At 61.2% G+C, this 17091-nt stretch carries 16 protein-coding genes; 10 read left to right on the top strand and 6 right to left on the bottom strand.

Annotation, left to right across the window (positions count from 1 at the left end; genetic code table 11):
* Window positions 1-107: 107 nt before the first annotated feature.
* From I0K07_RS03310 to ligK, 3 genes are read right to left on the bottom strand one after another with little or no spacing between them, the layout of a single operon-like run.
* Window positions 108-992: an amidohydrolase family protein gene (locus I0K07_RS03310; RefSeq protein ID WP_203291281.1), complete on the bottom strand. Its 885-nt coding sequence runs from the start codon at window positions 990-992 to the stop codon at window positions 108-110.
* A complete protein-coding gene (locus I0K07_RS03305; protein ID WP_203291279.1) occupies window positions 989-2044 on the bottom strand; it encodes a 4-oxalomesaconate tautomerase in 1056 nt (351 codons plus the stop codon). Before I0K07_RS03305 ends, I0K07_RS03310 begins: the two co-directional genes overlap by 4 nt.
* Window positions 2037-2711, bottom strand: coding sequence for a 4-carboxy-4-hydroxy-2-oxoadipate aldolase/oxaloacetate decarboxylase (gene ligK / locus I0K07_RS03300; RefSeq protein WP_203291277.1), 675 nt, complete (start codon window positions 2709-2711; stop codon window positions 2037-2039). Before ligK ends, I0K07_RS03305 begins: the two co-directional genes overlap by 8 nt.
* A 101-nt stretch (window positions 2712-2812) precedes the next feature.
* On the opposite strand from ligK, the gene I0K07_RS03295 reads away from it, so the two are divergent.
* The 9 genes from I0K07_RS03295 to I0K07_RS03255 all read left to right on the top strand — a co-directional run bounded on the left by I0K07_RS03295 (window position 2813) and on the right by I0K07_RS03255 (window position 11160).
* Entirely contained in the window at window positions 2813-3979 is a 1167-nt protein-coding gene (locus I0K07_RS03295; protein WP_203291275.1) for a LysR family transcriptional regulator, read from the top strand.
* 71 nt (window positions 3980-4050) lie between these two features.
* A complete protein-coding gene (locus I0K07_RS03290) occupies window positions 4051-4917 on the top strand; it encodes a DUF1932 domain-containing protein (protein ID WP_203291273.1) in 867 nt (288 codons plus the stop codon).
* The gene (locus I0K07_RS03285) at window positions 4914-5939 is read left to right on the top strand and encodes an amidohydrolase family protein (protein ID WP_238934389.1); all 1026 of its coding nucleotides are present in this window, start codon (window positions 4914-4916) and stop codon (window positions 5937-5939) included. Before I0K07_RS03290 ends, I0K07_RS03285 begins: the two co-directional genes overlap by 4 nt.
* The gene (ligA, locus tag I0K07_RS03280; RefSeq protein ID WP_203291271.1) at window positions 5936-6340 is read left to right on the top strand and encodes a protocatechuate 4,5-dioxygenase subunit alpha; all 405 of its coding nucleotides are present in this window, start codon (window positions 5936-5938) and stop codon (window positions 6338-6340) included. Before I0K07_RS03285 ends, ligA begins: the two co-directional genes overlap by 4 nt.
* A complete protein-coding gene (locus I0K07_RS03275) occupies window positions 6340-7182 on the top strand; it encodes a class III extradiol dioxygenase subunit beta (protein WP_203291269.1) in 843 nt (280 codons plus the stop codon). The genes ligA and I0K07_RS03275 overlap by 1 nt, the downstream gene beginning before the upstream one ends.
* Window positions 7179-8120, top strand: a complete 942-nt coding sequence (locus I0K07_RS03270) for a Gfo/Idh/MocA family oxidoreductase (RefSeq protein WP_203291267.1) — start codon at window positions 7179-7181, stop codon at window positions 8118-8120. Before I0K07_RS03275 ends, I0K07_RS03270 begins: the two co-directional genes overlap by 4 nt.
* A complete protein-coding gene (pobA, locus tag I0K07_RS03265; protein WP_203291265.1) occupies window positions 8120-9289 on the top strand; it encodes a 4-hydroxybenzoate 3-monooxygenase in 1170 nt (389 codons plus the stop codon). Before I0K07_RS03270 ends, pobA begins: the two co-directional genes overlap by 1 nt.
* On the top strand, window positions 9286-10281 hold the full coding sequence (locus tag I0K07_RS03260) for an aldo/keto reductase (RefSeq protein ID WP_203291258.1): 996 nt from the start codon (window positions 9286-9288) through the stop codon (window positions 10279-10281). Before pobA ends, I0K07_RS03260 begins: the two co-directional genes overlap by 4 nt.
* A gap of 114 nt (window positions 10282-10395) precedes the next feature.
* Window positions 10396-11160 carry a GntR family transcriptional regulator gene (locus tag I0K07_RS03255; protein WP_203291257.1) on the top strand — a complete coding sequence of 255 codons (765 nt, stop codon included), beginning with the start codon at window positions 10396-10398 and terminating at the stop codon, window positions 11158-11160.
* Here the strand turns inward: I0K07_RS03255 and I0K07_RS03250 are convergent.
* Both I0K07_RS03250 and ligM read right to left on the bottom strand, forming a co-directional pair.
* Entirely contained in the window at window positions 11157-12029 is an 873-nt protein-coding gene (locus I0K07_RS03250; protein WP_203291256.1) for a methylenetetrahydrofolate reductase, read from the bottom strand. The genes I0K07_RS03255 and I0K07_RS03250 overlap by 4 nt on opposite strands.
* A gap of 62 nt (window positions 12030-12091) precedes the next feature.
* Window positions 12092-13489: a vanillate/3-O-methylgallate O-demethylase gene (gene ligM, locus I0K07_RS03245; RefSeq protein ID WP_203291255.1), complete on the bottom strand. Its 1398-nt coding sequence runs from the start codon at window positions 13487-13489 to the stop codon at window positions 12092-12094.
* Between the two features lie 182 nt (window positions 13490-13671).
* Between ligM and purU the strand changes: the two genes are divergently transcribed.
* The gene (purU, locus tag I0K07_RS03240) at window positions 13672-14532 is read left to right on the top strand and encodes a formyltetrahydrofolate deformylase (protein ID WP_203291254.1); all 861 of its coding nucleotides are present in this window, start codon (window positions 13672-13674) and stop codon (window positions 14530-14532) included.
* Window positions 14533-14633: 101 nt separating this feature from the next.
* Here purU and I0K07_RS03235 read toward each other — a convergent pair whose 3' ends face one another.
* Entirely contained in the window at window positions 14634-16982 is a 2349-nt protein-coding gene (locus I0K07_RS03235; protein WP_203291253.1) for a TonB-dependent receptor, read from the bottom strand.
* Window positions 16983-17091 lie beyond the last annotated feature (109 nt).

The following is a 17091-nucleotide window of genomic DNA, read 5'->3' as shown; positions in this document are numbered from 1 at the left end:
TCCGGCCTGTTGCCGGGTTTCATGTGATGTTTTTCAGCTCCAGCTCTTTGACCGGATTGTTTTGGAAAGAATGGGGGCAGCCCTCTATTGCCCCGTTTGATCCCAGCTCAGTCGGCAACCTCCTCCGGCCAGTACAGCCGCATTGGATTGTCGATCAGAAGCTTCCGGACCAGGTCCTCGCTCGGAGCCAGTCGCGGGAGGATGTCGACCAGACGGCCGTCATCCGGGATATCGTGCTGCATGTTCGGGTGCGGCCAGTCCGTGCCCCAAAGGACCCGGTCGGGATAGCGCGCCACGATCGGAGCAATCACTTCGACGAAATCGTCAAAAGGCGGACCCTGAAGGGAGAGACGTTCGGCGCCTGACACCTTGGTCCAGAAAGTCGGGTGCGCATCCATCAGCGCCTTGAAAGCCGTGATGTCAGCGCCGTCAGGTCCCTGGCCGATATCCGGCCGCCCCAGATGGTCGATCACCACTGTCGTCGGGATGGCCTCCAGGAAGGGGGTCAGCTCTTCCAGCAGATCCGCCTCGAAATACACCACGACATGCCAACCCATCGGCGCGATGCGTTTGGCAATTTCGAGGAATTTGTCCTTGGGCGCATGGTCCACGAGGCGCTTGAGGAAATTGAATCGCACACCGCGTATCCCGCCATCGTGCAGGGCCTGGAGTTCGGCATCGGAAATATCCGGATCGACCACAGCAACGCCGCGGGCGCGGTCCTGGCCACAGCTCGCAATCGCGGCGAGCGTGGCCGCATTGTCAAAGCCATGACAGCTGGCCTGGACGATCACATTGCGCGACAGGCCCAGATGGTCCCGCAGCACGATGAGATCTTCGGCGCCCGCATCCTCGGGAATGTATTTTGCCTTGGGGCTGAACGGGTAGAGCGCTTGCGGGCCGAAGACGTGGCAGTGTGAATCCACGGCGCCTTCAGGCGGCACAAAGTGCGGCTTGCTCGGCGTGTCGGTCCAGCTCTTGATCCGGCTCATGCGAACACCTCGCCATCCATGAGTTTGCGGGCGGTCCGGATGAGGGCCGCGCTGGCGACAGCGCCGGATTCATCGAGCTCCACATCACAGCTGATCGCACCGGTCGGATGTTCGATATCCAGCCGCTTGCGCGACCCGGCGGGCAGGTTTGCAAAGCGGTGCGCCACCGAATCCTCGAGCAGGGCAGCGGTCGCCACCGTGACAGCGCCCAGCACGCCGACCGAGGCATGGGCACGGTGGGGAATGAAGCTGCGCACGCAGATCGCGCCATGCTCGCGAGGTGCCGCGACCAGCATCATCTTGGGAACGGATTTTTCCCGGACATCACCGAGATTCATCAGCGGCCCAGCCTGCAGGCGGATGGATTCAAGCTTTGCCTTGAGGACGGTGTCAGCATCCAACGTCTCGCGGTCCTCATAACCGGTCACGCCAACATCCTCCGCAGCGATCACGACGCAGGGCATGCCATTATCGATCAGGGTGACAGCAACACCATCAATCTCGTCCAGCGCCCGTTGCGTCGGCAGCAAGGCACCGCAGCTCGAGCCGACCGTATCGCGAAATTCGATCGGGATCGGCGCATGGGTGCCGGGAACGCCATCGATCCGGGCATCGCCCGCATAACTGACCTGGCCGTCCGGGGTCTGGATCCTCACCACGGCCGTCTGACCGCTGTTTTCCATGTAGATGGTGACCCGGGTTTCGCCGTCTTCAGCCTGGACCAGTCCGCGTTCAATCGCGAACGGCCCCACGCCTGCCAGCATGTTTCCGCAATTCTGGGAGTCAGAGACGAGGGCCTGGTCCACGAAGACCTGCAGGAAGAGATAGTCGACATCCACGCCCGGACGCTCCGACGGAGACACGACCGCTACCTTGCTGGTCAGCGGATCCGCCCCACCCATCCCGTCGATCTGGCGGTCATCCGGTGACCCCATGATACGCAACAGAAAATCATTCCGCGCCTCGGCCTCGGCAGGCAGATCACCGCGCAGGAAGAACGCCCCTTTCGAGGTGCCTCCGCGCATCCACATGCAGGCCGTTCCGTCAGACATAGCGCAGCCCCATCTCCTTGAGACGGTCCCGCATTTTGTAGATGTCGAGCCCCAGCTCCCCGGAGGCGAGCCGTTCGCGCTTTTCGGTCTCCGCGGCCTCGCGGGCCTTAGCCTTCTCAAGAACGTTTTCGGCTTCCTCGCGAGCAACGACGCACACACCATCATCATCGGCCACGATGATGTCGCCCGGATTGACGGCCGCGCCGGCGCAGACCACCGGCACATTCACGGAGCCCAACGTGTTCTTGACCGTGCCCTGGGCGCAGATCGCGCGCGACCAGACAGGGAAATTCATCTCTTTGAGATCAGCAACGTCGCGGACACCCGCATCAATCACCAAGCCCCGGCAGCCGCGCGCTTGGGCAGACGTGGCCAAAAGGTCGCCGAAATACCCGTCCGTGCAGGGTGACGTCGGAGCGAGGACGAGAATGTCGCCGGCCTTCAGCTGCTCGATCGCCACATGCAGCATCCAGTTATCGCCCGGCGGCGACGAAATGGTCACAGCCGATCCCCCGACACGCGCACCGGAATAGATCGGACGCATATAGGAGGCCAGCAAACCTTTGCGGCCCTGCGCTTCATGCACCGTGGCGACGCCACATGCACCGAGCGCATCCACCAATTCGGGGTCAGCACGCTGGATATTCTGAACGACAACACCGGTCATTAATTCGATCCTGAATCTCGGAGTTAGAGCGGTAGGGCTTGCCTTCGCCATAGCAAAATTCAAACTGGGGGGACGCTATAAGTTCAAGCTGACAGAGAACAATGGAACCCTGGGACCTCAACATTCGCCATCTGCGTGCATTTGGTCGCACGTGTGAACTTGGCACGGTCGCGGCCGCCGCCGCAGCCATTAATTTGTCGCAGCCTGCCGTGACACAAGCCATCAACCGGCTGGAGAATCAGCTCGATGAAGTCCTCTTCGAGCGGCAATCCACTGGCATGCGGCCAACCCCTGCTGCCGACCTGATCTATCCACGGGTTGCCGCCGCACTGGAGCGCCTGCAATCTCCCCATCTGACCAATGCCCGGGCCCGGGCCTTCATCGCTCTGGCCAGTGCCGGCGGCTATGGCCCGGCGGCGGCGCTGCTGGGGGTCTCCAAGGCGTCACTGCATCGTGCCGTCAGCGATCTGGAACTTTCGCTGGGTCATTCTCTGGTGGCGCGCCGCGGGCGGGGGCTTGAGATCACCCGCAGGGGCCGCCTGCTCGCCCGCTCCCTGCGCCTCGCACAGATCGAGATCGAGGCCGCCCTTATCGACCTTGCAGCACGGCGCGGCCTCAGCCGCGGCAAGATCCGCGTGGGTTCAATGCCCCTGTCGCGGGCCCGCATCCTGCCGGATGCCGCAGTCGCCTTCCACGCCCGGGACCCGGATGTCGAAATTTCCATCACGGACGGTTCCCATGCCGAACTGATCGAACCGCTGCGCGACGGCGATCTGGACATGCTGCTCGGCGCCCTTCGCGAACCCGAGCCCGGACCGGACGTCACCCAGCTTCCCCTGTTCGAGGACAGGCCGGTCGTGATGGCACGCAGCACACACCCTGTGTTTCATACCTCGCGCACCATTTCCGTTGCCGACCTGTCGCCTTATCCCTGGGCCGCGCCGGGCCTGGGCGTGCCGCTGCGCGAGCAATTGGAACGGTATTTCCAGGAAGCCAGCCTGCCGCCGCCACGCGTCCCCGTGGAATGCGGCTCCGTGATCACGATCCGCAACATGCTGTTGTCGACGGACTATCTGAGCCTGCTTTCACCCGACCAGGTCAGCGTCGAACTGGAGACCAACCGATTGCGCGTGGTCTGCAGCGGACCGGATTGGATGAGCCGGACCATCGGCCTCACCCATCGCAAGGACTGGCGTCCGACAGCCCTGGAATCCCGGTTCATCGACACGTTGAAACAGGTCGCACCGGGCCGCTGGAAAACACGATAGTTCGAATTGGCTTATGGATGTGCCGCGTTTCCGATTAGCGGCCCTTCACCAAACCCACTAGCGAGACATTCATGACTGCACAGATTGCCTTCATCGGATTTGGCGAGGCGGCACGGGCTTTCACCGGCGCGCCGGACTGGTCCGCACAGAGCCGCGCCTTTGACCGGCTGACGGAGGACGAGACATCCCGTTCCGTCATGCAGGCTGCTTATGAGACACACAAGGTGGCGGGTTGTGAGACCCTGGCCGAGGCGGTTGCCGACCAGCAAGCGGTGATCAGCGTGGTCACGGCAGACCAGGCCCTGATTGCCGCGGTCAATGCCGCCCAGAACCTTGCCAAGGGCACTCTCTATCTGGATTTCAACTCGGTTGCACCCGACACTAAGCGGGCAGCCGCGCGCAGCATTGAACAGACCGGCGCACACTATGTGGACGTCGCCGTTATGTCGCCCGTCCTGCCCAAACGCCTTTCAACGCCACTCCTTGTCAGTGGGCCACAGGCTGACCCCGCCGTATCCCTCCTCCGCTCGGCCGGCTTCACCGACGTTCGTAGCGTCGGCACGGAAGTCGGCCGGGCTTCCGCCATCAAGATGATCCGCTCGATCATGGTCAAGGGCCGCGAGGCGATCAGCGCCTGCTGCGCCCTGGCCGCCCAGCAGGCCGGTGTTCTGGACGAGATCCGCGCTTCGCTCGGAGAAGAATGGGCCGACCAAGCCAATTACAATCTTGACCGCATGCTGACTCACGGCAAGCGGCGCGCGGCAGAAATGGACCAGGTCGCTTCAATGCTCACTGCCATGTCCATTGACCCGCAACTGGCTGCCGCAACGGCACATTGGCAACGCCAGCTCGGCGACCAGCGTCCGGACAAGCTGCCGGACACTCTGAAAGACAAGCTCGATCTTATCGCCCCCTCAAACAAGGCGGCCGCTGAATGACCCTGATTATTGATTGCCACGGCCACTACACAACGGCTCCGGCGCCCCACAATGACTGGCGCGAAGCCCAAAAATCGGCCTTTGCCAAGGGCGAGACCCCGCCCCCCTATCCGGATATTCCGGATGACCTGATCCGCGAAAGCGTCGAGGCCAACCAGCTGCGCCTGGTTCGCGAGCGTGGCGCTGACATGACGATTTTTTCGCCGCGCGCCTCGGCGATGGCCCACCATGTCGGCGACCAGGCCGTGTCACTGGAATGGTCGCGCCGCTGCAATGACCTGATCAAACGCGTGATCGATCTGTTTCCTGAGACCTTCATCGGGGTTTGCCAATTGCCGCAATCCCCGGAAGCCGATCTCAAGGCATCGGTTGCCGAACTGGAGCGTTGCGTCAATGAGCTGGGCTTCGTCGGCTGCAATCTCAATCCGGATCCCGGCGGCGGTCATTTCAAGCACCCGCCCCTGACGGACAAGTACTGGTACCCGATGTTCGAGAAAATGTGCGAACTCGACGTACCGGCCATGATCCATGTCTCCGGCTCCTGTAATCCGGGCCTGCATGCGACCGGGGCCTTCTACATTGCCGCTGACACGATCGCCTTCATGCAGTTCCTGCAAGGCGATTTGTTCAAGGACTTCCCGGATTTGCGCCTGATCATCCCGCACGGCGGTGGCGGCGTGCCCTATCACTGGGGCCGGTATCGCGGTCTGGCGGACATGTTGTCCAAACCGCCGCTCGATGAACACGTGATGCGCAATGTCTATTTCGACACCTGCGTCTACCACCAGCCCGGCATCGACCTCCTGTTCGACGTGATCGATCACAAGAACATCCTGTTCGGATCGGAAATGGTCGGCGCCGTACGCGGGATCGACCCGACCACGGGCCAGTATTTTGATGACACGAAACGCTATGTCGAAGCGCTTGGCCTGTCGGCCGAGACCCGGCACGCCATTTTCGAAGGCAATGCCCGGCGCGTCTATCCGCGTCTGGATGCACAACTGAAGGAGCGCGGCCTGTGAGTCAGGATATCCACGAATACCTCGCCGAATTCGACGACATCCCCGGCACCCGGGTCTACACGACCAAGCGGGCCCGTGCGGGCTATTGGCTGAACCAGTTCGCCATGAGCCTGATGAAGGCGGAAAACCGCAAGAAATGGCTCGCGGATGAAGCGGCCTATCTTGAAGACTGGCCGATGACGGACGAGCAGAAACAGGCTGTCCTGGATCGCGACTACAACCGCTTGCTGGATCTGGGCGGCAATATCTATTTCCTCGCGAAAATCTTCTCCACCGATGGTCTCTCCTTCGTTCAGGCTGTTTCGACCATGAGCGGGATGAGCGAAGAGGACTACAAGGCCATGATGATGGCCGGCGGCCGGTCTCCCGAAGGTTTGCGTTCGATCAAGGAGGGCCGCTGATGGCCAGAATTACCGCAGGCGTCGCCACCAGCCACGTCCCGCTGCTCGGCGTCGGAATCGACCAGGGCAAGATGGACGACCCGTATTTCAAGCCGATCTATGAAGGCTATGAATGGTCGAAGAAGTGGATCGCCGAGGAAAAGCCCGACGTGATCATCCTGGTCTATAACGACCACGCCTCGGCCTTCGACATGAACCTGATCCCGACCTTCGCGATCGGCTGTGCGGACGAATTCCAGCCGGCTGATGAAGGCTGGGGACCGCGGCCGGTACCGCCGGTCAAGAACCATGCCGACATGGCCTGGCATATCGCCCAGAGCCTGATCCTCGACGAGTTCGACATGACCATCATCAATCAGATGGATGTCGATCACGGCCTGACGGTTCCATTGTCCCTGCTCTATGGGCAACCGGAAGCCTGGCCGGTGAAGGTGATCCCGCTGGCGGTCAATGTCGTGACCTATCCGCCCCCCTCCGGCAACCGTTGCTGGATGCTGGGCGAGGCCATCGCCCGCGCCGTGGAGAGCTTCGAGGAAGACCTCAACGTCCAGATCTGGGGCACGGGTGGCATGAGCCACCAGCTGCAGGGCCCGCGGGCCGGCCTGATCAACGCGGAATGGGACCAGAAATTCCTCGACGACCTGACCGCCGACCCGGAACGCCTGCGGCACATCCCGCACATCGAATACCTGCGGGAAACCGGGTCGGAAGGCATTGAAATGGTGATGTGGCTGATCATGCGCGGTGCCCTGGGCCCCAATATCAAGGAGCTTCACCGCCACTTCCACGTTCCCGCCTCAAATACCGCTGTCGGACACATTGTCCTGGAGAAAGAAGCATGAAAATCGCACTCGTCGGCGCCGGCGCCTTCGGTGAGAAACACCTGGATGGCCTAGCCAAAATCGATGACGTCGAAGTCACTTGGGTGATCGGCCGAGAGTATGACCGCACCAAGGCCACGGCCGAAAAGCATGGCGTCAAGAATGTCGGCACGGATCTGAAAGAGGCTCTGGCCGACCCTGAGGTCGACGCTGCCATCCTGTGTACGCCGACCCAGATGCACGCGGAACAATCCATCGCCTGCATGGATGCCGGCAAGCATGTCCAGGTCGAGATTCCGCTGGCCGACAGCTGGGCCGACGCCCAGGCTGTCATGGCCAAGCAGAAGGAAACCGGCCTGGTCTGCATGGTCGGACACACACGCCGCTTCAACCCGTCCCACCAATACGTGCACAACAAGATCAAGGCCGGTGAACTGTCCATCCAGCAGATGGATGTGCAGACCTATTTTTTCCGCCGCAAGAATATCAACGCCAAGGGTGAGCCGCGGTCCTGGACCGACCATCTGCTGTGGCACCATGCGGCGCACACGGTCGACCTGTTCCAGTACCAGACTGGCGAGAAAGTCGTGGTCGCCCAGGCTGTCGAGGGCCCGCAGCACCCCGAACTGGGGATCGCCATGGACATGTCGATCCAGCTGAAGACCGAGACCGGGAAAATTTGCACGCTCTCGCTGAGCTTCAACAATGACGGTCCGCTGGGCACCTTCTTCCGCTATATCTGCGATAACGGCACGTATATCGCCCGCTATGACGATCTCGTCACAGGCAAGGAAGAGCCGATCGATGTGTCCAAAGTCGATGTCTCAATGAATGGCATCGAGCTGCAGGACCGCGAATTCATTGCCGCGATCCGCGAAGGCCGTGAACCCAATTCCTCCGTCGCCAAGGTCCTGCCCTGTTACGAAGTGCTCGGGCAGTTGGAAGAAGGCATGCGCTGATGAAATGTGACGTCGCCATCATCGGGGCCGGTCCGTCCGGCCTCCTGCTTGCCCATTTGCTGCAACAGGCTGGACTGGAACCGGTTGTGCTGGAGCGACGCTCAATGGACTACGTCCTCGGACGTATCCGCGCCGGCGTACTGGAAAAGACCACGACAGAGCTTCTCGAAAGGCTTGGCCTGGATGCCCGCATGAAGGCAGAGGGCCTGATCCATGACGGTTTCCACCTGGCAGATGGCGAAAACCTGATCCGCATCGACCTGGCGGAACTGACCGGCAGCAGCGTGATGGTCTATGGCCAGAGCGAGGTCCAGCAGGACCTGATCGATGCCATTCCCCAGCGCGGACTGAATATCGTCTGGGAAGCCGAAGACGTCACCTTGCACAATGTCGACAGCGATTCGCCCAGCGTCACCTATTCCAGCGGCGGCGAAAGCCATACGCTCAACCCCCGCTTCATTGCCGGATGCGACGGCTTCCACGGCCCCAGCCGCAAGGCTATTCCGGCCTCGGCCGGTACCGGCCATGAGCGCGTCTATCCGTTCGGCTGGCTCGGCATTCTCGCCGATGTGCCGCCCTGCGATGACGAACTGATCTACGCCAACCACGCCAACGGGTTTGCCCTGGCTTCCATGCGCTCGCAGACACGCAGCCGCTATTACATCCAGGCGCCGCTCGACACCAATCTGGACGATTGGTCCGATGACCGGATCTGGGATGAGCTCGCCATTCGCCTTGGCCCGGATGCCGGCAGCAAGATCACGCGTGGCCCCTCGATCGAGAAATCCATCGCACCGCTGCGCTCCTTCGTGTTCGAACCGATGAAATACGGATCGCTCTTCCTCGCGGGTGATGCGGCCCATATCGTGCCGCCAACCGGTGCCAAGGGGCTGAACCTGGCCGCGTCGGATGTGATCTACCTGTCGGACGCCCTGATCGCCTTCTTCAAGTCGGGCGACAAGGACGCACTGGACAAATATTCCGCTCGCGCCCTGGCCCGCATCTGGAAGTCCGAGCGCTTCAGCTGGTATCTTACCAGCCTGATGCATCAGTTTCCGGAACACTCCAGCTTTGAACGCGAGATGCAACGCGCGGAACTCGACTACATCGCGAATTCACGCGCGGCGCGGGAAAGCATCGCAGAGAACTACATCGGATTGCCGCTATGACGACGAGATCCATCGCCGGACGCAGCCTGCAAGCCATCGGCCTGGGCTGCATGAACCTGTCCCACGCCTATGGCACGCCGCCCAATGAGGCGGATGCCACGGCCGTGCTGAACAAGGCGCTGGACCTGGGCTATGACCATCTCGATACCGCCCGGCTTTATGGGCTGGGCAAGAATGAAGTCCTGATCGGCAAGGCGTTGAAGCATCGCCGGAAGGAATTCTTCCTCGCGTCCAAATGCGGCATCATCATTGATGGCGACAAGCGCCGGATCGACTGCAAGCCGGACACGATCCGGGAGGCGGTGGACACCTCATTGCGCGCGCTGCAGACCGACCATATCGAGCTCTACTACATGCATCGCCGGGATTTCGAGACGCCGATCGAGGAGTCGGTCGGCGCGATGGCCGAGCTGATCAAGGAAGGCAAGATCGGCGCGATCGGCCTGTCCGAAATGTCAGCCAAAACCCTGCGCCGCGCCCATGCCGAACACCCGATCGCGGCCATGCAGACCGAATACTCGCTGTGGACCCGGAATCCGGAGATCGCCGTGCTGGAAGCCTGCCGCGAACTGGGTGTGGCCTTCATCGCCTTCTCGCCGGTTGCCCGCGGTGTTCTGGCAGACGGGATTCGCGATCCGGAAACCCTTGCCCCCGGCGATCTGCGCCGCGGCCAGCTACGCTTCAACGCGGAGCACTGGCCGGCCAATCTGGCGCTTGTGGACCAGTTCAATGCCGTCGCGGCTGAGTTGGGCATGGCACCAGCCCAGCTCTCCTTGGCCTGGGTGCTGTCGCGCGGCAATCATGTCCACGCCATTCCGGGCACAACGTCACAGGCGCACTTGGCCGAGAATTTTGCGGCCCGCGATATCAGCCTGACAGAGGATGTGATTGCGCGGCTGGATGCGCTGATCAATGAAAAGACGGTGTCAGGCCCGCGTTATGGCGCGGCCATGCAAAAAACCATCGACACCGAAGAGTTCGAACCGGCCTAGGCGCTCCGGCCGGAGCGAGATTGTATACAATCGACAGATAGGAAATTATCCTGTTGGGACGGTGGGGGCTTTCCCTGCCGTTTGGCGTGTTCGCCGACATCAGGAGTAGTCCGTTTGAGCCCCGCACCGCGTTCCAAACAACAAATCCAGGCCCTCTACAAATTGCGCGAGATGATCCTGGCGGGAGAGTTTGCGCCGGGCGAGCGCGTGTCCGAACTGGCTGTGGTGGAACGATTGGGTATCTCCCGTACGCCGGTCCGCCTGGCCCTGACCATTCTTCAACACGAAGGTTTCCTGCAGGGCCTGCCTGGTGGCGGCTATCGCGTACGCGAGTTTTCCCTGCAAGACGTCCTGGATGCGATTGAAATCCGGGGTGTGCTGGAAGGTGCGGCAGCCCGGCTCGCTGCAGAAAGACGGCCGAGCGCCGAGGAACTCGCCGAGCTGCAGGCGACGTGCGCCGCGATGGACAGCATTGTCATCAAGCCCATGTCGGAAGAGGTTCTGGAACAGTATTCCGAGCTGAACGGCCGCTTCCATTCCCAGCTTCTGGCACTGAGCAAAAGCCCCATGCTGTCGCGCTCCCTGGCGCATGTGGAAGCGCTGCCCTTTGCCTCGCCGAATGCATTCGTCTTTGTCGGATTTGCCCAGTCGGAACAATCCGACATCCTCAAATTCGGCCAGCACCAGCATGCCGATATTGTCGAAGCCATCGCTCAGGGTGAAGGCGGCCGGGCCGAGGCCCTCGCCCGGGAGCACGCGCGTCTCGCGCGGCGCAATCTAGCCACCGCGCAAAAGCGCATGGATCTGTACGAGAAGGTCCCGGGCTCTTTCCTGTTCGAAGCCGGGGCGGCCCCCGATGAAACCGGAGCTGACGGCTAGCCGCGCGCCTCGTTGAGCCATTTCACCGTCTCCTTCAGCGAGCTGAAGGTGAAGAAATGGACGCCACTAATGCCCAATTCGGGCCTGGCGGCGACAGCCGCTTCAAGCGCATCAACGAGCGCAGACGGGGTTTCGCCCGCCATGACGTTACGGGCCAGATCCTCACGCTCCTTCAGGGCGCGCAGGGACGGACCGACGCCGCAGATCATGGCGTATTTGATCAAGGTGGACCGCTTGGCGGGACCCGCCAGTCCCACACGCAAGGGTACGTCCAAGCCTTCAGCGCGCATCCCGGCGGCATAGTCCACAATCGGCTTGGCGTCGAAGCAAAACTGGCTGACGAGTTCCACGTCAAATCCGGCCTTGAGCGCAACATCCAGCTTGTCGCGGCGCGCCGCAACCAAATCGGCGTCAGAAATGCGCGGATGCCCCTCGGGATAAGCTGACAGGTGGACGAATTTTACGCCATGATTCTGCAAACACCCGGTTTTGAGGAGATCGAGTGCCGAGAGGAACTGCCCCTCCGGATCGTCGCGGTCTCCGGCCAGGACCAGGACGCGCTTTACGCCGGCCTCACGTGCCAGCTGTCCGACATGGCGGTCCAAGGCGCCCAGATCGGGGATGTTCCGCGCCACGATGTGCGGCACGGGCTCCAGACCCTGGCGCGCCAGATGGACGGCCGCTTCAGTCTGCCGCTGGGGGTTTTCCTTGGGCAGAGAGGCAATGAAAACACGGCTTCCCGGTGCGAGCAGGGAACCGATATCCTTCAGCGAGGCCGTGTCCCGTGAGGTCACCTCAACCGTGAAGTCCTTGAGCAGTCCGTCCAAGCAAGGGCCGGCCGGACCCCGGTTCATTACAGGGTCTAACATGTACGGATCTCCGCCAGTCAGTCAGCAGGGAGGGCCGGGCCCGAAAGCCCGGCCTTCAAGGATCAGGCGAGCTCGGTGCGCCAGCCCTGAGCGTATTCCTCACGCGCGACGCGGGAGAAGGGTGCCGGGCTGACAATGGCGCGGATGGCCATCTGCTTGTGCGGCTCGACCGTGGTCTTACGGGTGCCGCCATCCGGCTCGCCCCACATCACGGTGACTTCCTGGCCGATCTCGACGCGCGGATCGACGGTGGCCAGGGAGAGCGCACAGCGTTCATTCGAGCTGTAGCCGGTGAACATCGAGAAACCGACCTGCTCCCCGTCATACGAGACGGCGTCATAATTGGACGAGGCATAGTTCGCCAGCGGAAGGTCGAAGAATTTGCCGTTCTCCTCACCCGTGAAATAGGAGGCGAAGAGCTTGGCCATGTCCTCACCATTCCAGGCCAGGGTGACCTTGCGGCGTTGGGTGGCCGGGTCCATGGCGGCGAGCGCATCACGGCCGATGAAATCATGGTCGAACTTGATGAAGGGCCCATAGCCCAGTTCGAACGGCGTGACGTAATAGTCCTCGATATTGGCGGAAACGAAGCTGCCACCGATCGAGCCGGTTGCCTCATAGCCATTGGCCGGAAGCCATTCGCGATAGGCCTTCATCTTGTCGCCGGTATAGACGGCCGGCAGCGGGGACGGGATCCATCCCGATTCCAGCGTGTTGGTCGCATAGGTCCGTGACCCGACCGCCACGATACCGAAATCACGGCCCGCCTCGAGGATGGCTTCGCGGATTTCCGGACCCTCTTCATAAGGGCCCCAGATTTCCAGACCTGGTGCGCCGGCCATGCCATGGCGCAAGGCGCGGACCTGGCGGCCCTTGATATTGATATAGCCCATATTGAAGAACTTGATGTCCGGCATGGGTTCGCCGGTGAGCTTTTCGATCACCTGCTGGGCGTTCGGACCCTGGATCTGATAGCGGTAATGCTCGCGCGTCACGGCCTTGCCCATAGGGGCGCCCGGAGACCGGTCATCCTTGCGCACCTGGACGTCATAGCCACCGGTCTCAGCGTGGAACATCAGCCAGTTGGCCGACGGCGCCCGGCCGACAAAGACGAAGCTGTTCTCGGCCAGATAGAAAAGAATGCCATCGCCGATGACGTGGCCGTCATAGGAACAGGGCACGTATTGCTTGGCCGTGTTGACGCGGAAATTCTTGAACGAGTTGATGGCCGTATCTGACAGGAGTTTCAGCGCATCGGGACCTTCGATGAAGAGGTCCACCATGTGGTGAGACTGGTCAAACAGCACGGCCGTTTCGCGCCAGGCGCGCTGCTCATCCCGCCAATTGGAAAATTCGGTGGGAACCACCGGATAGACATAGGCACCGATCTGGGAATTGCGCAGGTGCGACACCGTATTCCCGGCATTGGCGAGAACATCCTCGAGCGACTTCATCGTCATGTCAGTCTCCTCCCGACATTGTATGCATTCAGAGGCCGAATTTGCCTCAATCCAATCGTTGAGGCCATTTTTTGTATACAATCGGGGAAAAGTCAATGTAGAAACAGGAACAGAAAGCTCTAGGCTAGGGCAGCCGGTCAGCCGGCTCGCTCCATTCCGATGTTCAAGGAGGCACCGGGCCCATGTCCGACACTTTCGTCCTGACGCTGACCTGCAATGACAAGCCGGGCATTGTCGCCTGCGTGAGTACCGCCCTGTACGAATCCGGCGCCAACATCATGTCGGCCCGGCAGTTCGAGGACTCGGAAACGGGTCGTTTTTTCATGCGCTTGGAGTTCCAGACAGTCGATGAGCTGAACCCGGTCAGACAGATCGAGACCGCGCTGTCAGCCACGGCCGATATCGGAGACGTCGACTTGCGCCTGCGCCGCAAGGCGGACCGCAAGAAAGTCCTGCTCATGGTCTCCAAGTTTGACCATTGTCTCGGCGACCTGCTCTACCGGCATCGCATTGGTGAGCTGAACATGGATGTGGTCGGAATTGTATCCAATCACCCGGCCGAGGCCCTGAACCTCACCCTGCTGGGCGATACGCCTTACCATCACTTGCCGATCACGCCCGAGACCAAGGCTGAGCAGGAAGCCGCGATCCGCAAACTGATCGAAGAGACCGGAACCGATCTGGTCGTGCTGGCGCGCTATATGCAGATTTTGTCAGACGAGATGTCAGCCTATCTGGAAGGGCGGTGCATCAATATCCACCACAGCTTCCTGCCGGGCTTCAAAGGCGCCAAACCCTATCACCAGGCCTTTCGCCGGGGCGTCAAGATGATCGGAGCCACGGCCCATTATGTGACGCAAGATCTCGATGAAGGCCCGATCATTGTCCAGGACGTCGAGGCTATCAGCCACAGCGACAGGCCGGATGATCTGGTTCGCAAGGGTCGCGACATCGAACGCCGCGTTCTCGCCCAGGCGGTTCACTATCACCTGGAAGACCGGATCCTACTGAACGAGAACAAGACGGTTGTGTTCACGGACTGATCGGGCGCGCCCCTCCCCCGCTCGTTCCGGTCATAAAAGAGGCCCTCCGGACTGCCTGATCCGGAGGGCCTTTAGATTCGACCTTTACGGGTCGGGAGTAACTAGAAATCCTGGGTAAAGACGAGGCTGAAGCTGCGCGGACGGGCGAAAATCCCTTCCGAATAGCCGGTCGCTGTCGACGCCGAAGTGGTGCCAGACACCAGATAGGTCTCGTCCGTCAGATTGTCGCCACGCAGGCTGAGACGCCAGTTCTGACCCAGATGATCAAGGGTGAGGGAGCCATTCACGATCGTAACGGCATCTTCACCGATATCATTGCCGGCATCGAAGAAGATGGAGTCGCGCCAGGTCACATCGATCCGCGGGATCAGCTGGAAGTTCTCACCCACATCCGCGATGTAGGAAACACCGAAATGGGCTTCCAGTTCAGGCGCACGCGGCAGTTGGTCGCCCGGTGCCGTCGTCGCCGTGGGCGTCTGGGATCCCAGGTTCGGGACACTGCGGACCGTGTCGATTTCAGCATCCAGATAGCCCAGGCTCGCATCAATGATGAGCGAGTCATTCGGCGTGTAGAAGAGTTCCAGCTCGGCACCATTAATCGTAGCCTCACCGGCATTGAACAGAAGCGGTGCCGGACCGACCCGGTAGGTCAGCTGGATGTCGTCATAGGAGTTGGAGAAGATCGCAGCGTTCAGTCGGACCGAGCGGCTCGGATTATACTTCAGACCGATCTCGATCGACTGAGCTGTCTCTTCGTCGAAGGCCAGCGGGCTGCCATCGGCTTGGAGCAGGGCATTATAGCGCTGGTTGAAGCCGCCGGACTTGAAGCCCTGGGCGAAGCTGCCATAGACCATGACCGCATCATTGAAGCGGTAGGAAATATTGGCCGACGCCGTCAGGGAGTCGAAGGACTCGGTGTACTGATCGCGGGTCACAAAGAGGCAGCCAGGGGTCGGTGCACCCACGACCGGGCACAGGGCGGTCGGGATCGGCGGTTCCGTGCTGCCGGCAACCGGCACGTTGAACCAGGAACCCTGGATGCCCTTTTCCTCTTCCGTATAGCGAAGACCACCGGACACGCTGAACGCATCGGAAATGTCGTAGCTCCACTCGGTAAACAGGGCCACGGCTTCCGTGGTGAGCTCAACGCGGTTGGTGTCGTAGGACGTGCCCGGCGTTCCCAGCTCGACGATCACACGGTCATTGCTGGTCTCGTCAAAATAATAGGCACCCACCACGCCATTCCAGCGCTCGCCGGAATACTGCAACTGGAACTCCTGCGAGAACTGATCACTTTCCGACGCGTAGTTCGTATAGAGGATCAGAAGCGGGGTGTTGTCGGCATCGCGGGCACCGGACCATTCCAGGCTGCGGGCCGACGTGATGGATTTCAGCGTGATGGAGTCGCTGACATCCCAGCTGGCGACCACGGCCAGGCCATCATTCTCAGTGGTGGAATAGACCTCACCAACACCGCCATTCACGAACTCGCCGCGATACTGGAAGTCATTGGCGCAGCGCGGATCATCCACATTCGGAACCGGAACCGGCGGCGGGAAGGACGAACCCGGGCAGCCGGCGAAGGCGCTGGCGATCATCGGGAAGGCAGAAGTCTCATTGATGTCCAGGAAAACGAAGGGCGAACCGTTTTCATCTTCTTCTGAATGGTCAAGACGGACCAGGATGTTCACATCCGGGCTCGGCTCCCATTCCAGAGAAATCTGGCCGGTCATGGAGCGGTCATCACCGAGATCAGCGCCATCCACTTCGCGAATGACATAACCGTCGCGGGACCGCACGCCAGCTGAAGCCCGGATGCCGACCGTGTCGGTCTCGACCAGGTCGACAGCGACAAAGCCTTCAAACAGGCTGTCCTCGCCGACGCCAATGCGCAGCGTATTGCCGGCGCCCGGACGATTGGTCGTCAGCAGGACGGCGCCACCGATCGTGTTCCGGCCAAACAGCGTGCCTTGCGGACCACGAATGACCTGCGTGGACGCGATGTCGCGGAAATCCATGGCACCACCGACAGAACGGCCCATATAGACCTCGTCGATATAGACACCGACACCCGGATCCACGCCCGGCGTGGCGTCCGTCTGGCCAATGCCGCGGATGAAGACCTGAGCGGCCGAGTTGTTACCGGTCAGCGTGCCATAGGTGGCAAACTGCAGGTTCGGGACAATGTTCGTAAGTTCGGTTGTCGCCGTGATGCCCTGGCGTTCCAGATCCGCAGCGGTCGAAACGCTGACAGACACCGGCACATCCTGAAGGCTTTCCTCGCGGCGGCGGGCCGTCACGACAATCACATCGTCGCTGGCACCGGCATCACCGGATTGGGCTTGTTGGGCATAAACGGGTGCAGTGAAAACAGTGGCTGTCGCAAGAAGCGCGGCCTTGAAGGCCGGTGCCCGCAGGACGCGCGGGACCGGTGCAAAGAGTCGGACCATTATTTCCTCCCTAGCGCCGCCAGTCTTCTATCGGACCATGCGACTGAATTGGTCGTAACCACTATAACGTATAGCCATTGATTGCTATCGTATATAGCCTTTTGGAAAA

The organism is Maricaulis parjimensis, from assembly GCF_016817355.1.
In the GTDB taxonomy this organism is placed as follows: Bacteria; Pseudomonadota; Alphaproteobacteria; order Caulobacterales; family Maricaulaceae; genus Maricaulis; species Maricaulis parjimensis.
This window is presented reverse-complemented; position numbering and strand designations above follow the sequence as displayed.